Origin of the sequence: Streptomyces sp. NPDC005408 (assembly GCF_040606445.1) — a bacterium.
Taxonomy (GTDB): domain Bacteria; phylum Actinomycetota; class Actinomycetes; order Streptomycetales; family Streptomycetaceae; genus Streptomyces.
In genome coordinates this window covers 15,267-32,377 of the sequence record NZ_JBEXEX010000039.1, presented here as the reverse complement: position 1 = coordinate 32,377, position 17,111 = coordinate 15,267, and the positions used below count along the sequence as shown (strand labels likewise).

Sequence of the window (17,111 nt, the reverse complement as noted above, 5' to 3'; positions counted from 1 at the left end):
GGGTATTACGGACGGGAGGGTTCCGGTGTCGGAGACGATGACAGGAGCGGACTGGCGGGCCTGGCAGCAGAGCTGGGACCGGCAGCAGGAGTGGTACATGCCCGATCGCGAGGAGCGGTTCCGGGTGATGCTCGACATGGTCGAGGCACTGGTGGGACCCGAGCCCCGGGTGCTGGATCTCGCATGCGGTACGGGAAGTATTACGGACAGGCTCCTCACGCGGTTCCCGAAGGCCACCAGCACGGGGGTCGACCTGGACCCCGCTCTGTTGACCATCGCCCGGGGCTACTTCGAGGGCGACGACCGGGTCGGCTTCGTCACGGCCGACCTGAAGGACCCCGAGTGGGTGGCGAAGCTGCCGTACGACTCCTATGACGCGGTCCTCACCGCCACCGCCCTGCACTGGCTGCGCAGCGGCCCGCTGGCCACGCTGTACGGACAGATCGCCGGGCTCGTGCGCGACGACGGTGTCTTCATGAACGCCGACCACATGATCGACCGCGACACTCCCCGTATCAACGCCGCCGAACGCGCCCACCGGCACGCCCAGATGGACCGGGGCAAGGCGGCCGGGGCGCTCGACTGGTCCGACTGGTGGGCCTTGGCCGCCAAGGACCCCGTACTCGCCGGTCCGACCGCCGAGCGCTACGAGATCTACGGCGAGCACGCCGACGGTGAGATGCCGTCCGTGCGCTGGCACGCCGAGACGCTGCGCACCGCCGGATTCGGTGAGGCCAGGGCGGTATGGGCCTCGCCCTCCGACACGCTGCTGCTGGCCGTGAAGTAGCCCGGCGGACAGGGAAAGGGCGGTACGGACTTCTCGTCCGTACCGCCCTTTTCCGTGCCGCTCGGACCGCTTGCACGACCTTCGGACCGCTTACAGGACCTTCGAGAGGAAGGCCTTGGTGCGGTCGTGCTGCGGGTTGGACAGGACCTCGCGGGGGTGGCCGGACTCGACCACGACGCCGTCGTCCATGAACACAAGGGCGTCGCCGACCTCGCGGGCGAAGCCCATCTCATGGGTGACGACGATCATGGTCATGCCGTCCTCGGCCAGGCCGCGCATCACGTCCAGGACCTCGCCCACCAGCTCCGGGTCGAGCGCGGAGGTCGGCTCGTCGAAGAGCATCAGCTTCGGCTCCATCGCCAGCGCACGCGCGATGGCGACACGCTGCTGCTGACCACCGGAGAGCTGGGTGGGGTAGTGCTTGCCCTTGTCGCCCAGGCCCACCCGGTCGAGCAGACGCTCGGCGCGCGCACGCGCCACGGCCTTGGACTCGCCCTTGACCTGCATCGGCGCTTCCATGACGTTCGCCAACGCGGTCATGTGCGGGAAGAGGTTGAAGCGCTGGAAGACCATGCCGATGTCCCGGCGCTGGGCCGCGACCTCGCTGTCCTTCAGCTCGTAGAGCTTCTCGCCCTTCTGGCGGTAGCCCACCAGCTGACCGTCGACCGACAGCCGGCCGGCGTTGATCTGCTCCAGGTGGTTGATGCACCGCAGGAACGTCGACTTACCGGAACCGGAGGGGCCGACCAGGCAGAACACCTCCTGCGGAGCGACCTCCAGATCGATGCCCTTGAGGACGTGGGCCAGACCGTACGACTTGTGTACGCCCTCGGCCTTCACCATGGCGGTCATGTCACACCCCCCTGGGGCTGCTGCGGAACGACAGGTTCTTCTTGATCTTTTGCCACGGCGTGAGCGGCAGTTGGCGCAGCGAACCGCGCGCGTAGTACCGCTCCACATAGTACTGGCCGACGCTGAAGACGCTGGTCAGAGCCAGGTACCAGACCGAAGCGACCAGCAGCATCTCCATGACCGCGAAGGACGTGGACCCGATGTTCTGCGCCGCACGCAGCAGCTCGGTGTACTGCACCGCGGAGACCAGCGACGAGGTCTTGAGCAGGTTGATGAACTCGTTGCCGGTCGGTGGCACGATCACGCGCATCGCCTGCGGCAGCACGATGCGCCGCATGGTCTTGCCGCTGGACATGCCCAGCGCGTGCGAGGCCTCGGTCTGGCCCTCGTCGACCGACTGGATGCCGGCCCGGACGATCTCGGCCATGTACGCGCCCTCGTTCAGGCCCAGGCCCAGCAGGGCGACCATGAACGGCGTCATGACGTCGACCATCTCGTCCTTGTAGAACCCGAGGTTCAGGACGGGGAAGATCAGCGCGAGGTTGAACCACAGCAGCAGCTGCACGAACACCGGGGTGCCGCGGAAGAACCAGATGTACAGCCAGGACACCGCACCCGTCACCGGGTTCTTCGAGAGCCGCATGACCGCAAAGACGACGCCCAGCACCAGGCCGATGAGCATCGACAGCACGCTGATCAGCAGCGTGTGCCACATGCCGGTCACGATCCGGGGGTCGAAGATGAAGTCCCCGACCGTGCCCCAGTTGACGTCGCCCTGCGAGAACGAGTAGATCAGCAGGGCCAGCAGCGCCACGACCACGACGCCGCTGATCCAGCGGCCCCAGTGCCGTACCGGGATGGCCTTGATCTGCTCAGGGTGAGATGCCGCCTCGACGGCCGCCGAGTCCTTTGGGGGCTCGTCGGCAGGCGTCTTGTCGAACTTGTCAGTCACAGTGACTGCCCTTCAGTGAAACGCTTGAGGCTGACGCCAGGATTACTTGCCGGCGTTGATGGTCGCCTCGGTGACGGCGCTGTTCTTGACGTCCCACTTTTCCAGGACCTTGTTGTACTCGCCGTTCTTGATGATCGCGGCCACGGCTTCCTTGAGCGCGTCACGCAGCTGGGCGTTGTCCTTGTCGACGGCGATGCCGAACGGGCCGGCGTCGGTCTGGTCGCCGGCGACCTCGAAGTCGTTGCCGCCGCCCGCGGTCTTCGCGATGTACGCGGAAACCGGGTAGTCGTTGAGGTCGGCGACCGCGCCGCCGGACTTCACGCGGGTCTGGGCCTCGGCGTCGGTGTCGAACGCCTCGATGGTGAGCTTGCCCTTGCCGTCCGCGCTGCACTTGGTGGCCTGGGTCTTGAAGGTGGTCTCGTAGATCGTGCCGCGCTGGACGGCGACCTTCTTGCCGCACAGGTCGTCGAACGACTGGATCTTCTCCGGGTTGCCCTTTTTGACCAGGAGCGAGACGCCGGAGGTGAAGTAGTCGACGAAGTCGACGCCCTCGCCGACCTTCTTGCCCTTGTCGTCCAGGCCCTGCTGGCGGGCCTTGGTGTCGCTCATGGCAGACATGACGAGGTCCTGGCGGCCGGTGTTCAGCGAGGAGATCAGGCCGTCGAAGGTGCCGTTGGTGAACTGGAGCGTGACGCCCAGCTCCTTGCCGAGAGCGGCGGCGATGTCGGGGTCGACACCGACGATCTTGCCGCCCTCCTCGAACTCCATGGGGGCGTAGGCGGCGTCGGTGCCGACCTTGATCACCTTGGAGTCCTGGTACTTCTTCGGCAGCTTGCTGAACAGCGCGGCGCTGCTCTCCGAGGTGCCCGTGGACTCCTTGGAGCCCGAGCTCGTCTGGTCACCACAGGCGGTGAGCATCAGCGACCCGGCGACCGCGATCGCGCCGACCGCGGCGATCCGGGCCCTGGTGGCGGTCGTACGACAGGTGTTGCTTGCGGTCATGGTCGTGATCCTCCGGCGGATGAGGGGGCTGCCATATAGGACATTTCAAGTCGTTCCACTCATCTTCGAGTGTCGCGACCTTGAGTGTTTTCGGCATCTTGCCATTCGGACTAGCCCAATCAGGGGGCCGAGCATGTCAAAATCGGGTAACGGGACACCCCCGAACCCCACGAGGCCGGTACATCAAGGCCGGACCTTTCACTGGGATACCTTCTTTCGGCCGGAAAATCTGCGGCCCGACCGGCGCTTCGCGCCGGTTTCCGGGTGCGTAGCTGACGTGTCCTGACATGGCGCAATGAGTCGTGTCAGCAAGCGGATACCGACTCGTCTCCAGGGCCGTCGGTCAGGTAAGAAGGACGCTTACACCCCTCATCCGGGGCTCAGGGCGCGTGTGCGGCGCGCCCGCGCGTATGTACTCCCCCCGCCAGGCGGCCAACCGCCGGGGCGGGGCACTTACGCGGTGCCCGCCCACCCCTCCTCAACCAGGAGTGGCCACCCTCAACTGATGAAGACTTAAGGGGTCAACCAAATGGCAGCGGAGATCGTCAATCCTCGCAGCGACAGCGAAAACGGTGCGGAAGGAGCTCCCGAGGAGCCCTTCGATCCGGCCTTCGCGCTGCACCGCGGCGGCAAGATGGCCATCCAGGCCACGGTGCCGGTGCGAGACAAGGACGACCTGTCCCTCGCGTACACACCCGGCGTCGCCAAGGTGTGCACCGCGATCGCCGAGCAGCCGGAGCTCGTCCACGACTACACCTGGAAGTCGCAGGTCGTCGCAGTCGTGACGGACGGCACCGCAGTGCTCGGACTGGGCGACATCGGACCGGAAGCGTCCCTCCCGGTCATGGAGGGGAAAGCCATCCTCTTCAAGCAGTTCGGCGGGGTCGACGCGGTTCCGATCGCGCTCGCCACGACCGACACGGACGAGATCATCGAGACCATCGTCCGGCTCGCGCCGTCGTTCGGTGGAGTGAACCTCGAGGACATCTCGGCGCCGCGCTGCTTCGAGATCGAGCGCAGGCTCCAGGAGCAGGTCGACATCCCGGTCTTCCACGACGACCAGCACGGCACGGCCGTGGTGACCCTCGCCGCGTTGCGCAACGCAGCCAAGCTGACCGGGCGCGGTCTGGGTGACCTGCGCGCGGTCATCTCCGGCGCCGGCGCCGCGGGTGTGGCCATCGCGAAGTTCCTGCTGGAGGCGGGCATCGGCGATGTGTCCGTGGCCGACCGCAAGGGCATCGTGAGCCGGGACCGCGAGGACCTGACGTCCGTGAAGCGCGAGCTCGCGGAGATCACGAACAAGGCGGGGCTCTCGGGCTCGCTGGAGACCGCGCTGGCCGGGGCGGACGTCTTCATCGGCGTCTCCGGCGGTACGGTCCCGGAGGCGGCGGTCTCGTCGATGGCACCGGGTGCCTTCGTCTTCGCGATGGCCAACCCGAACCCCGAGGTCCACCCCGATGTCGCGCACAAGTACGCGGCCGTGGTGGCGACGGGCCGCAGCGACTACCCGAACCAGATCAACAACGTCCTGGCCTTCCCCGGCATCTTCGCGGGTGCTCTCCAGGTCCGGGCCTCCCGGATCACCGAGGGCATGAAGATCGCCGCGGCGAACGCGCTCGCGGACGTGGTGGGCGACGCGCTTGCGGCCGACTATGTGATCCCGTCCCCCTTCGACGAGCGGGTGGCCCCGGCGGTCACCGCGGCGGTGGCTGCGGCTGCGCGCGCGGAGGGTGTCGCGAGGCGCTGACACCAGGCGCCGACACGCGGCGCGGTAGCGCGCCGCCGATCATCCGGACGGGCCGTGCGGCACCCCTGATGGGGTGCGGCACGGCCCGTCGGGCTGGGGCGCCCAATAATGTCGGGGCGTGCTTGCGCCGTATGGGTGGATCGGTCGCCGAGAGACGCGCGGGACGCGGTGTGTGTCACACCTCTGCATGGTTCCGTCGCGTCCCGCCCCCGTCCTATCGTCAAGGTCATGTTCGCCGCCTACGCAGCCCGCATCGACCGTGAAGCCCCGCTCAACGGCCTGGAGCTGGGCGAACGCCCGGCCCCCGAGGCCCGTCCCGGCTGGACCACCGTCACCGTCAAGGCCGCCTCGCTCAACCATCACGACCTCTGGTCGCTGCGCGGAGTGGGACTCTCCGAGGACAAGCTCCCGATGATCCTCGGCTGCGACGCCGCGGGCATCGACGAGAACGGCAACGAGGTGGTGGTCCACTCCGTCATCGGCCAGAGCGGCCACGGCGTCGGGCCCGACGAGCCGCGCTCCATCCTCACCGAGCGCTACCAGGGCACCTTCGCCGAACAGGTCGCCGTACCCACCTGGAACCTGCTGCCCAAGCCCAAGGAGCTCAGCTTCGAGCAGGCCGCCTGCCTGCCGACCGCCTGGCTCACCGCGTACCGCATGCTCTTCACCAACGCCGGGGTGCGGCCCGGTGATTCGGTCCTCGTCCAGGGCGCGGGCGGCGGCGTCGCGACCGCCGCGATCGTCCTCGGGAAGGCGGCCGGACTGCGGATGTACGCCACCAGCCGCGACGAGGCCAAGCGCAAGCGGGCCGTCGAACTGGGCGCGGAGGAGGCGTACGAACCGGGCGCACGCCTGCCGCGGCGCGTGGACGCCGTCATCGAGACGGTCGGCGCCGCGACCTGGTCGCACTCGGTCAAGTCGCTGAGGCCCGGCGGCACGCTGGTCATCTCCGGCGCGACCAGCGGCGACCGCCCCGCGCACGCCGAACTGACCCGGATCTTCTTCCTGGAGCTGAAGGTCGTCGGATCGACGATGGGCTCCAAGGACGAGCTGGAGGATCTCCTCTCCTTCTGCGCGGCGACGGGTGTACGTCCCGTGATCGACGAGGTCCTGCCGCTGGGCCGGGCCCGTGAGGGCTTCGAGAAGATGGCCGGCGGAGACCTCTTCGGAAAGATCGTGCTGACGCCCTCTTGATGGACCGTCAGGTGCGCTGATGGGATTCCTCCCATGCCTGTGCGCCGCACGATCCCGGTACTGATCGGCTGCTGCCTCCTTCTGGTGGCGGGGGCTCCTGCCTCCGCCGCCACCCCGGCGGACCCGGGCGGCATTCCCCGCCTGACCGACGACCACGGCCGGACGCTCACCCTGCGCGGCTGGAACGTCGAGGACAAGACGAACCGCGGTGACCAGGCGCTGTCCGCCGTCACCGAGAAGCACTTCCGCGACATGCGCGCCAAGGGCTTCAACTTCGCCCGCCTGTTGGTCTTCTGGGACGACCTGGAGCCCCGGCGCGGGCAGTACAGCGCGGCGTATCTGCACAAGATCGAACGGGTCCTGGACTGGGCCGGGAAGTACGACATCCAGGTGGTGCTCGACGCCCACCAGGATGTCTTCGGCCCGGCCTTCGGGCATCGCGGCGTCCCGGAGTGGGCGACCCGGACCGACGGGCTGCCCTTCACCTCGCATCCCGACGACTGGTTCTCGGAGTACTTCGAACCGGCCGTACAGCGCGCCTTCACCCACCTCTACGAGGACGAGGACCTGCGGCAGGCGCAGGCGCGGATGTGGCGGGTGCTCGCCCACCGCTTCGAGGACCACCCCGCCGTGCTCGGCTACGACCTGATCAACGAACCGATGGGCGAGCTGCGCGCGGGCGAGGAACTACCCGCAGCTGCCCGTCGCATCGAGCGCGATCAGCTCACGCCGATGTACAACCGCCTTGCGGACGCGGTCCGTTCGGCCGACGACGGCAACTGGGTCTTCGTCGAGCCGACCCCGATCGTCGGCGAGGGCGTCCCGACGGGCCTCGGCAGGATCAAGGACCCGAAGGTCGTCTACGCCCCACACTTCTACAACACGGCGATGGAGGCGGGCGCGGACTACGACCCCTCGGCGGGCTGGATCGAGTCGTACGAGGCGGCCGTCACCGCCTACCCGAAGGAGCAGCGGATCCCGGTCGTGGTGGGTGAGTGGGGTCCCCTCAACAACTCCCTTCCGAACATGGGCCGTTTCTACCGCGAGGCCCTGGCTTCCCTGAACCGCTACAGCTCCGGCTGGGCCGGCTATGTCTGGTGCTACGGCGGCGGCTACTGCGCGGTCGACGAGCGCGGTCTCTTCCGAACGAACAAGGAGCAGACCGCGGCGCCGTACGCGGCGGCCGTCGCGGGGCGGGTGACGGCCGATTCGTACGACCCGGCGACCGGGACGTACCGCCTGGTGTACAGGGCGCACGGGCGGCGGGGCGCGACGGAGATCTCGCTGCCGCCGAGTGCGTCCGACTGGCGTATCACCCTGGACGGCCCGGCCTGGACGGGCACCCGGACGGTGCCGGCGGGGCTGCCGGGCACGGTACGGGTGCTGGCGCTGCCCGGGGCGTGGGTCACGGTCACCGTCACTCCTCGTACACCACGATGAAGTCCCCGCTGTGGCTTCTGCGTTCGGCGAGGGCGTCGCGCAGCCGTCGCAGATGCACGGTCGTCAGCTGGAGCGGGGGCTCGTCCGGCTGGTGCGTGGTGCCGCGGGGGTAGTCCTTGTCCGGGGTTCTCGTCATCTCTATGTGGCAGCCGAGGATGTGGGTGACCGGGGTGGTATCGCAGAACGCGAGCAGCCGGTCGACGGTGGCGGCGAACACGTCCGCGTCCTGCACGTACAGCCGGCCGGGGTAGAGGGAGTCGCCGGTCAGCAGCAGGCCGGTGTGCCGGTCGTGGAAGACCACGGCGGCCTGCTGGTGCCCTGGCCCGGGCAGAAGGTCGAGCACCCGCCCGCCGAGGTCCAGCTCGGCCTGCCCGTCCGGCCACTTGGTCAGCCCGAAGAACTCCTTCACCTCGGCGAGCGAGGGCCCGACGACCTCGGTGTGAGGCCGGTCCGCGAACTGGGAGTCGCCCGCGATGTGGTCGCTGTGGCCGTGCGTGTGGGCGACCAGCAGTCCGTACTCCCTGCGGGGGTGGCGGGTCAGCCATTGCTCTGTCAGCGCGTCGACGGTCGCGCGCAGGGGGAAGTACGCGGGGTCCGGGGTTGCGCCGGTGTCCAGCAGCAGCGCCCGTTCGTTCCCGAACAGCAGGAAGAGGAACGGGGCTTCGAAGTGCACGGACTTGTTCTGCCGCAGGATCACGGTGTGTTCGGAATAGGCATGCACCTGTATCTCCGGAGCGGGGTCGTGCTTCGGAGAGGGCCAGCCGGCGTGCCACTGGACATCGAGGCTGCCGGTCACGGGTGCGGGCGTACGGAAATCGATCACGGGACCACCGTACGACGGGGCGATGTCAACTGGGGTTGACAGTGGATAACTGTCAATGTAGGTTGACATGCATGACCGAAGCAACCGATCTCGCCGAGCGGGCGGGCGACCGCGACCCGCGGGTCGGGCTGCGAGCCGTCGCCGCGCTGCGGCGGCTCCTTGAGCAGCTCGAGGCCGTACAGGTACGCAGTGCCCGCAACCAGGGCTGGTCGTGGCAGGAGATCGCGGCCGAGCTGGGCGTCAGCCGGCAGGCCGTACACAAGAAGTACGGGAGGCAGTGATGTTCGAGCGCTTCACCAAGGACGCCCGTGATGTCGTGACGGGCTCGGTAGAACACTCGGAACGGGCCGGTGCGGACTCCGTCACCGAGGAGCATCTGCTGCTGGCGATGCTCGACCAGGAGGGGACGCGGGCGGCGTTCGCCTTCGCGTCCCTCGGGATCACCGACCGGCGCGGCTCCGTCGAAGGCGCACTGGCGGACGCACGGCGGCGCGGGGGCCTGTCGAAAGCGGACGCGGATGCGCTGGCCGGGCTCGGGATCGATGTCGCCGAGATCGTCTCGAAGATCGAGGAGGCGCATGGGGCGGGGGCGCTGCAGGTGGGGAAGAAGTCGAAACGGTGGTGGTCGGGGCAGCGGGCCTTCAGCCCGTCCGCGAAGGACACGCTGGAGAAGTCGCTCCGGATTGCGGTGGGCCGGGGGGAACGCCACATCGGGGGCGAGCACTTGCTGCTGGCGCTGACGGCGAGGCCGGGGGTGGTGGCGGATGTGCTGGCGGAGCACGGGGCGACGTATGAGGCGGTGGAGAGGGTGGTGGGGGGTGGGGCGGCGCGAGCCGCGGGGTGAGGCCGGTGTTGTTCCCCACCCCGCCCCTTCCCGAACTGGGTGCGGTGCCCCCAGGCCCCCTGGGGAAGGCGGGGGCCGACGCCGGGCCCATGCGGCAGCTTCGGGCCGCGGGCGGGGTTGTTCCCCCACCCTGCCCCTTCCCGAAACCCTGACGGGACCTGCGGGGGCTGACGCCCCCGTACCCCCCGGGGCGGCAGCTTCGCGCCGCACGGTGAGCCCCCGCTGCGTGCCGCGGGGGAGGTGGGCCGCCCCTGGGGCCTGGTGCGGGCGGTTTCGTACCGCAGTCCGCAGGTGCGGGCCTGGACGGGTAAGGGGGCTGACGCCCCCCACACCCCCGAGCGGCAGCTTCGCGCCGCGGGGGAAGCCTGCCCCCTGCCTGCGGCAGCTTCGCGCCGCAGGGAAATCGCGCCATCCGCCCTGCAGTGCTGTACGCCGGGTGCACCGGGCTCGTTCAGCGAGCAGGGGGACGCGCAGTGGTCGTGTTCTGGACGTAAAGTGGTCGTGTTCTGGACGTAAAGCGGCGCAGCTCGCGCGAAGCGCGGTGAGGAAAGCAGCCCAGGACACGAGCCCCGGAGCGGCCCCAGACGGCACGCACCCGGCCCCGGGTGCGCCCGGGACCCGCGCCCCGGCAGACGGCGCTCGGGCCTGGACCCGCACCCCGCACCCCCGACGGGACCCGCGCCCCGGCAGACGGCGCCCGGGCCGGACCCCGGCAGGGACCCGCGCCCCGGACCCCTACACCTCCGGGTTTCGCAGCAGTGCCCCGATGTGGGCCGCCGCCGTCGACAAGTGGCGGCGGGTCTCGCCCAGTTGGCGGGGGGTGACTCCGTGGTCCCTCGCCGCGTCGCGGATGTCGTCGCGGAAGCGGTCAAGCAGGCGGTCCAAGTCCCTGGCCGGGTTGTCCGAGTCGCCGCCCAGGTCCTTTGCCCATTCCGGGGGCTCCTCCGCCGGGTCCGGCTTGACGTACGGCGGCCACGCCGTGCCCCTCGCCAGGCCGCCCAGCTGCGTGCTCAGCTCCGACAGGCCCTCCCGTACCCCCGTCGGCCAGTCGCCCCGCGCGAAGTGGTCCTGCACCTGGTCCTGGACCTGCTTGGCGATGCGCTGCATCTCCTGGCGGGCCGTCTCCTGTGCCTCCTTGGCCTGGCGGCGCGCCTGCTGCGCGTCCTCGCGTGCCCGCCGCGACTCGTCCTTCGCGCGCCGCGCCTGCTCCTTCCACTCCTGCTTCGCCTTGCGCAGCTCCTCCTTCGCCGCGCGCCACGACTCCTTGTCGCCCCAGTCCTTCTCCGCGCCGGGCGTCGTCCGCGTCTCCGTCGCCGCCGCGCGCATCTCGCTGCGCAGCTTGCCCGCCGCGCCCCTCACGTCGTCGCGGATCTCCGCGGCCAGCTCGGAGACCGACTCGCGGATCTCCAGTTCGAGGTCGGCCAACTCGCCGCCGCGCCCGGCCAGTTCCTCGCGGCCCGCGTCGGTGATCGAGTAGACCTTGCGGCCGCCCTCGGTGGCATGGGTGACCAGACCCTCGGCCTCCAGCTTGGCCAGCCGTGGGTACACCGTTCCCGCAGAAGGCGCGTACAGGCCCTGGAAGCGCTCCTCGAGCAGCCGGATCACCTCGTAGCCGTGGCGCGGGGCCTCGTCGAGGAGCTTCAGCAGATACAGGCGCAGTCGGCCATGAGCGAAGACGGGCGGCATGTCAGAGCACCTTTCCGGTGGGGGCTGCGTCGTGCGGTTCGTCCTCCGCGGGCGGCCGGCGCAGCAGTGCGATCGAGCCGGACACGGTCGTTGCCTTGAGCGTCCCCGTGCCCGTGCCCAGCCTGCCGGTGATCTTCTTCGCGCCCCACTGGCCGCTGACCCGCAGGTCTTCGAAGGCATTGGAGACCCTGCCGCTCGCGGTGTTCGCCTCGACCTGCGCGTCCGCGGGGTGCGGCAGCCGGATCGCGATCTCGCCGGAGACGGTGGCCAGCCGGATGTCGGTGGGCTTGCCCCCCGGGTCGAGGTCGATGACCATGTCGCCGCTGACCGATTCGGCCCGTACGGATGACCCGGCGCCGTCGATCACGGTGAGATCGCCGGACACGGAGTTGTAGCGCAGATCGCCGGTGACGGCCTGGGCCTCCAGGTTCCCGGAGACCGTGTCGGCGCGGACCGCGCCGGAGACGCCGACGAGAGTCGTGTCGCCGCTGACGCCGCGTACCGCCGTCGTGCCCTGGATGCCGGACACAAAGGCTCCCGCGCCGACGACGCCGACCTCGACCGCCGAGCCGGTCGGCACGGCGAGGGAGACGACCGCGCTGCGGTGCCAGCCCTTGCGGTCGAGCCACTTGAGGAAGCCTTTCCAGGGCAGGTCCTCGTACGCCACGGTGAGGGTGGAGCCGTTCTGGGTGACGATCAGCGGAGGGCCTTCGATCGCGGAGATCTCGAGGCGGGCGGAACCTTCGTCCGTGCCCACGACGTTGACCGTTCCGTTGACAATGCGCACATTGAGTGCCGTCACGGGGCCGTCGAAGGTGAGCTTCTTCGGCTCAGCGACTTCCCACGTCGACTCTGCCATGGTGCTGACCTCCCTGGGTCCGGCGTGACGCAACATATCGCGTCTCTTGGTAGATACGATATATCGCGAATACGCGATGTCAAGCGCGATGGCGGGCGTGTGTGTGGTCGCGTGTCGTCGCGCGTGTCTGGTTGCGAGTGGTTGCTAACGGTCGTACGGGGGCAAATTGGCCTAGCGTATGGGCTATGAACGCGACATCCGTGGGGGCGCTGCTGCTCTGCCGGGCCGAGCCTGCCGCCGTACGGCCTCCGGCCCATCTGCTGCGCGAACAGCAGCTCCTTGCGCCGGCCGGGGAGCAGTGGAGCGTGCTCGTTCCCGAGGGAAAGCCCTGGCTGGACGGCGGTGAACCGGTCGACCGGGTGCTCGGCGGCTGGGCATCGGCGGTTGCCGTCGGCGCGAACTGGCCGGTGCTGGCACTGTGGTGGGACGGCGACCGGGCCGGATTCACGCTCGCGTCAGGGTTCCGCAGGCCCGTCGGCTATGTCTGGCTCGCGGACGGTACGCCGGTCGGCGAGGACGAGGCGATGCGGACGTTCGCGGCGCGCCTCGGGCTCGATCCCGTACTGGATCTCCAGGCGCTGGAGCCGCTCACGCTCCCCGACCCGGCGTCGGACGGGCGGGCCCGGCTGCTCGGTCTGATCGGGGTCCTGGCGCGGTCCGGGCTCGCCCTGCCCACGGGCCTGGCCCCCGGCGAACCGGCCGACCGGCTACGGTCGGTCGCCCGTGAGCTGGGCGCGGAGCCGGTGGAGTGGTCGGGCTGGCGCGACGCGGTACGAGCGGAACTCGACGCGGTCGAGGAGGGCCTGCTCGGCCCGTGGCTGCGCGGCCCGAGGGCCAGGCTGCTGGGGGCGGCGCAAGTGGCGGCGGGGGTGCCGATGGTGGTGTGGGGTGTACGGCGGCGAAGCGGGGGGTGGGCGGTGGCGGGGGTGGTGCTGGTGGTGCATGGCGGGTTGGGGCTGGTCTACGACAGGGTCCGGGGGCGCCGGGGGTAGGTCCCAGCCCGCAGCCCCGACCCGCATGCCCAGCCCCCGACGCGGCCAGGTCCACCCGTGCCACCGCGGCGTAGGCGCCGCTGCGCGCCCTACTCGTCCTCGTCCTCGTCGTCCAATCGCGCCAGCCACGTGGCCAGGCGCTCCACCGGGACCTCGAAGTCCGGGTTGAGGTCGACGAACGTGCGCAGCTGCTCGGCGAGCCACTCGAAAGTGATCTCCTCCTCGCCGCGCCGCTTCTCCAGCTCCTCGATGCCGCGATCGGTGAAGTACAAGACATGCTCCTGGTACGGAAGGGGTCTACCTCCTCAGGTTACGGCGACTTCCGGCCCTCCCTTGCAACCGCGCAGGCCAGTAACGTCGTCGCCATTCGCACAGCGCCCAAGTGCGGTGACACTGGAGTGAGTTGGCCGTGCAACGACGGGGGGAACCGTGAACGGACGCGTCCAGCAGATCGAACTGCCCGGGGGAGCCGTCGTGCTCGCCCGGCTGTCCAGTCCCGGCGGCGGGTACGGCGAGGACGACGAGGATGTCGGCTTCGTCGAGAACGCCACCGCCAAGGTCCAGCAGCTCCAGCAGCTGATCACCCAGGTCGGCGCCTCCGTCCTCGAAGCCGCGGCCGCCGCCGAACCCGACGAGGCGAGCGTCACCTTCGGCGTCGAACTGACCGCCAAGTCCGGCGTCGCCCTCGCCGTACTGGCCGCGGGGGAGGCCAAGGCATCCGTGCAGGTCACCCTCACGTGGCAGCTCAAGGACCAGCCCACGGACGAGCCGACAGGCCGGCCCACGGGGCAGCCCGCAGGCCTGCCCCCAGGCCGGCCGGACACCCATACGACATGAGTGAATCCGACTCCGTCATCGACGCGCTCACCCGCGCCGCCACCGTCCACTTCACATCCGCCCACGAAGACGCCGCCATATGGGGCAGTGGCTTCTTCGTCGCCCCCGGCTGGGTCCTGACCTGCGCACACGTACTCGCCCCACACCTCAAGGGCGACCGGACCAGGACCTTCCGCCTGTGCGGCAGTGAGCTGAACGACGGCGAGCCGCTGGATGCCCGGCTCGCGTGCTGGCTGCTCGACGGGGAGCCGCGCGCCGAGCAGCGCGTGCCCGTCGAGCAGGATCTCGCCCTCGTACGCCTCGTCGAGGACGGTGTCGAGCACGAGTGCGTCTGGCTCACCGACCGCACCGACTATCCCGGCGGCCGGGGGATCGTCCAGGGCTACCGCCCCGGGACCCCGGAGGAAGGCACCGCGCGGCGGGCCGTGCGCTGGAAGGCCGGGGCCAGGATCAACGGCTTCGACGACGACTACGGGATGCGCTTTCGGCCGGAGGCCGAGTTCCCCAAGGGCGGCTCCGGATCACCGGTGCTCGACGCCCACACCGGCGCCGTCGTCGGCGTCCTCAAGTCCCGGCGGTCCGGCCGGGACGGCGGCATGGCCATCGCGGCCACCGCACTGCGCCGCTTCGGTCCCACGTACGAGACGCTCATGGCCGCGCACGACCGCTGGCACGGCCAGTCCCCGAAGGTCACGGGACACAACTGGATCGAGCGCCAGCACCAGCTGCCGGGCGCCGGAGTGCACGCCGGCGGCGACCAGTGGAGCCCGCGCGACCGGCGTGAGGCGCTGTTCCTGCTCTCGGGTGTGCATCCGCCGGCCGCCATCCGGCCCGTCGTCGAACTCGCCAGGAAGGCCCGCGGCGGCGTCGCCGCGCCGCCCGGCCAGCTCCTGCCGCGCACCTGGCGCGACGGACACGGCCTGCTGTACGAGGCGGGGCAGCCCGTGGCCGCCATCGCCGCGCTCCACTACCTCCAGCTGGTCGTGGAGTACGAGCGCAGCCGCGGCGGCGACCCCGTCGCGCTCGCCGACTGGGTGGCCCGGCGGCTCCAGGAAGTGCCCCGAATCGTGCACACCGTGGTCACCCAGGCGACGCTGCCGCCCGGGCTCGTCCATCAGCGCACGGCCGACGGTCAGGACCGGATCGTCGTCCGCTACCCGCGGCCGGGCGAGGGGTGCGCCGTCGTCATCGTCGAGCTGGAGCCGGTCTGCGACGCCCGGCCCACCCGCCTCTACTGGCGGATCCGTGTCGACGACGGCCAGGACGTGAACGAACCGCTGCACGAGGAGCAGACCGGCGACGGTGTCCCGCCCGAGCAGATCGTCCAGTCACTGCGCGGCCCGCTGGAGGAGGTCTTCGCCTCCGTGGACTCGCCCGGTGCCCCGGCGCCCCTCGAAGTCGCCCTGCCCGCCGACCATTTCGACACGGCCGTGCACCGCTGGCAGCTCACCGAGATGGCCAGGCTGCACCATCCGGCGTATGTCGGCGTACGGCGGATGGTGGTGCTGCGTGATCTCGCGAGACGAGGGAAACCGGACGCCGTCTGGCAGCGCCGCTGGGAGGGGACGCTGACCGCCGGCGCGCTCACCGCCACCCGCACTCCGCCGCAGCGGCAGGTCCCGCGGCCCCGGCACTTCGAGGAGATGCCGCCGTCCGCCGTGCCGGTCCTGTGCCGTCCCGCAGGCAGCGGCGTCGGACGGCGGGCCATCGGCATGGCGCTGCAGGCTGGGCACGGCATCGCACTGTGGCACACCGACGGCCATCCCGACCACGGCTGTACGGAGTTCTGCGAGGAGATGCAGCGGGGCGCGGCCCAGCTCATCGCCCAGAGCGGGGGCGCGATTGAGCTTCCCGACCGGCTGCGCCGTATCAGGGACGACATCAGCGGATCGAGGAACAGCAGGCACTGGGCGGAGGGGGTGGCCATTCTCTACGACGACCCGAGCCGCCCTCTGCCCGCCGACGATTCCGGACCGGTGGACTCCCCATGAGGGCCCGCCGCGAAGCTATGGGAGGGCGGGGCGGTGGGTACATGTCCCCCGTGGTCCGTCACGGTTCCCACCAGCCGCCGAGGAGCGAGCGATGGACGACTGGCTGATCTACCGAGGCGTCGGCGCACCGGATCCCGCCCGGATCCGGCAACTGCCCCCGCCGCCTCCCTGGCGTGCCTTCTCCGGAGTGCCGCTGCCCGACCCGGCGCCGCCGATCGACAGTTCGTCGACGCGGCGGCTCGGTGCGCGCGTGGGGGCCCCGCCCGCCCAGGACGCCGAAGCCCTGGAACTCATCAACGCCGCCCTGTACTTACGGCGTCCGCTCCTCGTGACGGGCGAGCCCGGCTCCGGCAAGTCCACGCTCGCGCACTCCGTCGCGTACGAACTCGGACTCGGCCGGGTCCTTCAGTGGCCCATCGTCAGCCGCACCGAGCTGAAGGACGGCCTGTACACCTACGACGCCATAGGACGGCTCCAGGACGCGCAGCTCGCCGAGCGCGGCTCCGAGCGGGGATCCGACGACATCGGCCGGTACATCAGGCTCGGGCCTCTGGGCACCGCGCTGCTGCCCGCCGAGCGGCCCCGGGTGCTGCTCATCGACGAGCTCGACAAGAGCGACATCGATCTGCCGAACGACCTGCTGAATGTGGTGGAGGAAGGGGAGTTCGCCCTTCCGGAGCTGGAGCGGATGGCCGACCGGCCGGGCCACGACGAGGTGCGGGTGCTCACCGACGACGGCCGCCGGGTGCCCGTCAGGGACGGCCGGGTGCGCTGTCACGCCTTCCCGTTCGTGGTGATGACCAGCAACGGAGAGCGCGACTTCCCGGCCCCGCTGCTGCGCCGCTGTATCCATCTGCACCTCGACCCGCCGCGCGACGAGCGGCTGGCCGCGATGGTGCAGGCTCACTTCGGGGCCGGGGCGGACGAGCTGAACCTCGATCTGATCGGGCAGTTCACCCGCGAGGACGGCGACGGCGAACTGCGGCCCACCGACCAGCTGCTCAATGCCATCTACCTCACGCAGCAGGCGGTTCGCGCGGACGCGGGGCGGCGCGAGGAGATCGCCGAGCTGCTGATCCGTCCCCTCGACACCCGGCAGCGGTGA

17 protein-coding genes are annotated in these 17,111 nt (G+C 70.3%); 10 read left to right on the top strand and 7 right to left on the bottom strand.

Features of this window, described 5'->3' with window-relative positions; translation table 11 throughout:
• Window positions 1-37 precede the first annotated feature (37 nt).
• Complete coding sequence (locus ABZS64_RS28605) at window positions 38-787, top strand: class I SAM-dependent methyltransferase (protein WP_355835757.1); 750 nt, start codon at window positions 38-40, stop codon at window positions 785-787.
• 90 nt (window positions 788-877) lie between these two features.
• Here the strand turns inward: ABZS64_RS28605 and ABZS64_RS28600 are convergent, their stop codons facing one another.
• Genes ABZS64_RS28600 through ABZS64_RS28590 form a run of 3 tightly spaced genes read right to left on the bottom strand, consistent with a single transcriptional unit; the run spans window position 878 to window position 3,593 of the window.
• A complete protein-coding gene (locus ABZS64_RS28600) occupies window positions 878-1,639 on the bottom strand; it encodes an amino acid ABC transporter ATP-binding protein (protein ID WP_355835657.1) in 762 nt (253 codons plus the stop codon).
• 1 nt (window position 1,640) lies between these two features.
• Window positions 1,641-2,591, bottom strand: coding sequence for an amino acid ABC transporter permease (locus tag ABZS64_RS28595; protein WP_355835654.1), 951 nt, complete (start codon window positions 2,589-2,591; stop codon window positions 1,641-1,643).
• Between the two features lie 42 nt (window positions 2,592-2,633).
• On the bottom strand, window positions 2,634-3,593 hold the full coding sequence (locus tag ABZS64_RS28590) for an ABC transporter substrate-binding protein (RefSeq protein WP_355835651.1): 960 nt from the start codon (window positions 3,591-3,593) through the stop codon (window positions 2,634-2,636).
• A gap of 529 nt (window positions 3,594-4,122) precedes the next feature.
• On the opposite strand from ABZS64_RS28590, the gene ABZS64_RS28585 reads away from it, so the two are divergent.
• The 3 genes from ABZS64_RS28585 to ABZS64_RS28575 all read left to right on the top strand — a co-directional run bounded on the left by ABZS64_RS28585 (window position 4,123) and on the right by ABZS64_RS28575 (window position 7,974).
• Complete coding sequence (locus ABZS64_RS28585; protein WP_355835648.1) at window positions 4,123-5,340, top strand: NADP-dependent malic enzyme; 1,218 nt, start codon at window positions 4,123-4,125, stop codon at window positions 5,338-5,340.
• Between the two features lie 228 nt (window positions 5,341-5,568).
• The gene (locus tag ABZS64_RS28580; RefSeq protein WP_355835645.1) at window positions 5,569-6,534 is read left to right on the top strand and encodes a zinc-binding dehydrogenase; all 966 of its coding nucleotides are present in this window, start codon (window positions 5,569-5,571) and stop codon (window positions 6,532-6,534) included.
• A gap of 33 nt (window positions 6,535-6,567) precedes the next feature.
• Window positions 6,568-7,974 carry a cellulase family glycosylhydrolase gene (locus tag ABZS64_RS28575; protein WP_355835643.1) on the top strand — a complete coding sequence of 469 codons (1,407 nt, stop codon included), beginning with the start codon at window positions 6,568-6,570 and terminating at the stop codon, window positions 7,972-7,974.
• Here ABZS64_RS28575 and ABZS64_RS28570 read toward each other — a convergent pair.
• Window positions 7,952-8,797 carry an MBL fold metallo-hydrolase gene (locus ABZS64_RS28570; RefSeq protein ID WP_355835640.1) on the bottom strand — a complete coding sequence of 282 codons (846 nt, stop codon included), beginning with the start codon at window positions 8,795-8,797 and terminating at the stop codon, window positions 7,952-7,954. The genes ABZS64_RS28575 and ABZS64_RS28570 overlap by 23 nt on opposite strands.
• Before the next feature lie 71 nt (window positions 8,798-8,868).
• On the opposite strand from ABZS64_RS28570, the gene ABZS64_RS28565 reads away from it, so the two are divergent.
• Window positions 8,869-9,078 (top strand): HTH domain-containing protein, encoded by a 210-nt coding sequence (locus tag ABZS64_RS28565; protein WP_018571396.1) that lies wholly within the window; start codon window positions 8,869-8,871, stop codon window positions 9,076-9,078.
• The gene (locus ABZS64_RS28560; RefSeq protein ID WP_355835636.1) at window positions 9,078-9,641 is read left to right on the top strand and encodes a Clp protease N-terminal domain-containing protein; all 564 of its coding nucleotides are present in this window, start codon (window positions 9,078-9,080) and stop codon (window positions 9,639-9,641) included. The genes ABZS64_RS28565 and ABZS64_RS28560 overlap by 1 nt, the downstream gene beginning before the upstream one ends.
• Window positions 9,642-10,376: 735 nt before the next feature.
• Here ABZS64_RS28560 and ABZS64_RS28555 read toward each other — a convergent pair.
• Complete coding sequence (locus ABZS64_RS28555; protein ID WP_355835633.1) at window positions 10,377-11,327, bottom strand: helix-turn-helix transcriptional regulator; 951 nt, start codon at window positions 11,325-11,327, stop codon at window positions 10,377-10,379.
• Window position 11,328: 1 nt separating this feature from the next.
• Window positions 11,329-12,186 carry a DUF4097 family beta strand repeat-containing protein gene (locus ABZS64_RS28550; protein ID WP_355835630.1) on the bottom strand — a complete coding sequence of 286 codons (858 nt, stop codon included), beginning with the start codon at window positions 12,184-12,186 and terminating at the stop codon, window positions 11,329-11,331.
• 185 nt (window positions 12,187-12,371) lie between these two features.
• Between ABZS64_RS28550 and ABZS64_RS28545 the strand changes: the two genes are divergently transcribed.
• Window positions 12,372-13,178, top strand: a complete 807-nt coding sequence (locus tag ABZS64_RS28545; protein WP_355835627.1) for a hypothetical protein — start codon at window positions 12,372-12,374, stop codon at window positions 13,176-13,178.
• An 89-nt stretch (window positions 13,179-13,267) separates the two neighbouring features.
• Here ABZS64_RS28545 and ABZS64_RS28540 read toward each other — a convergent pair whose 3' ends face one another.
• Window positions 13,268-13,450 carry a DUF6104 family protein gene (locus tag ABZS64_RS28540; RefSeq protein ID WP_014176503.1) on the bottom strand — a complete coding sequence of 61 codons (183 nt, stop codon included), beginning with the start codon at window positions 13,448-13,450 and terminating at the stop codon, window positions 13,268-13,270.
• Between the two features lie 157 nt (window positions 13,451-13,607).
• Between ABZS64_RS28540 and ABZS64_RS28535 the strand changes: the two genes are divergently transcribed.
• From ABZS64_RS28535 to ABZS64_RS28525, 3 genes are all read left to right on the top strand, one after another.
• Window positions 13,608-14,015 carry a CU044_2847 family protein gene (locus tag ABZS64_RS28535; protein WP_355835623.1) on the top strand — a complete coding sequence of 136 codons (408 nt, stop codon included), beginning with the start codon at window positions 13,608-13,610 and terminating at the stop codon, window positions 14,013-14,015.
• On the top strand, window positions 14,012-16,006 hold the full coding sequence (locus ABZS64_RS28530; protein WP_355835620.1) for a trypsin-like peptidase domain-containing protein: 1,995 nt from the start codon (window positions 14,012-14,014) through the stop codon (window positions 16,004-16,006). Before ABZS64_RS28535 ends, ABZS64_RS28530 begins: the two co-directional genes overlap by 4 nt.
• 91 nt (window positions 16,007-16,097) lie before the next feature.
• Window positions 16,098-17,111 (top strand): AAA family ATPase, encoded by a 1,014-nt coding sequence (locus ABZS64_RS28525; RefSeq protein ID WP_355835617.1) that lies wholly within the window; start codon window positions 16,098-16,100, stop codon window positions 17,109-17,111.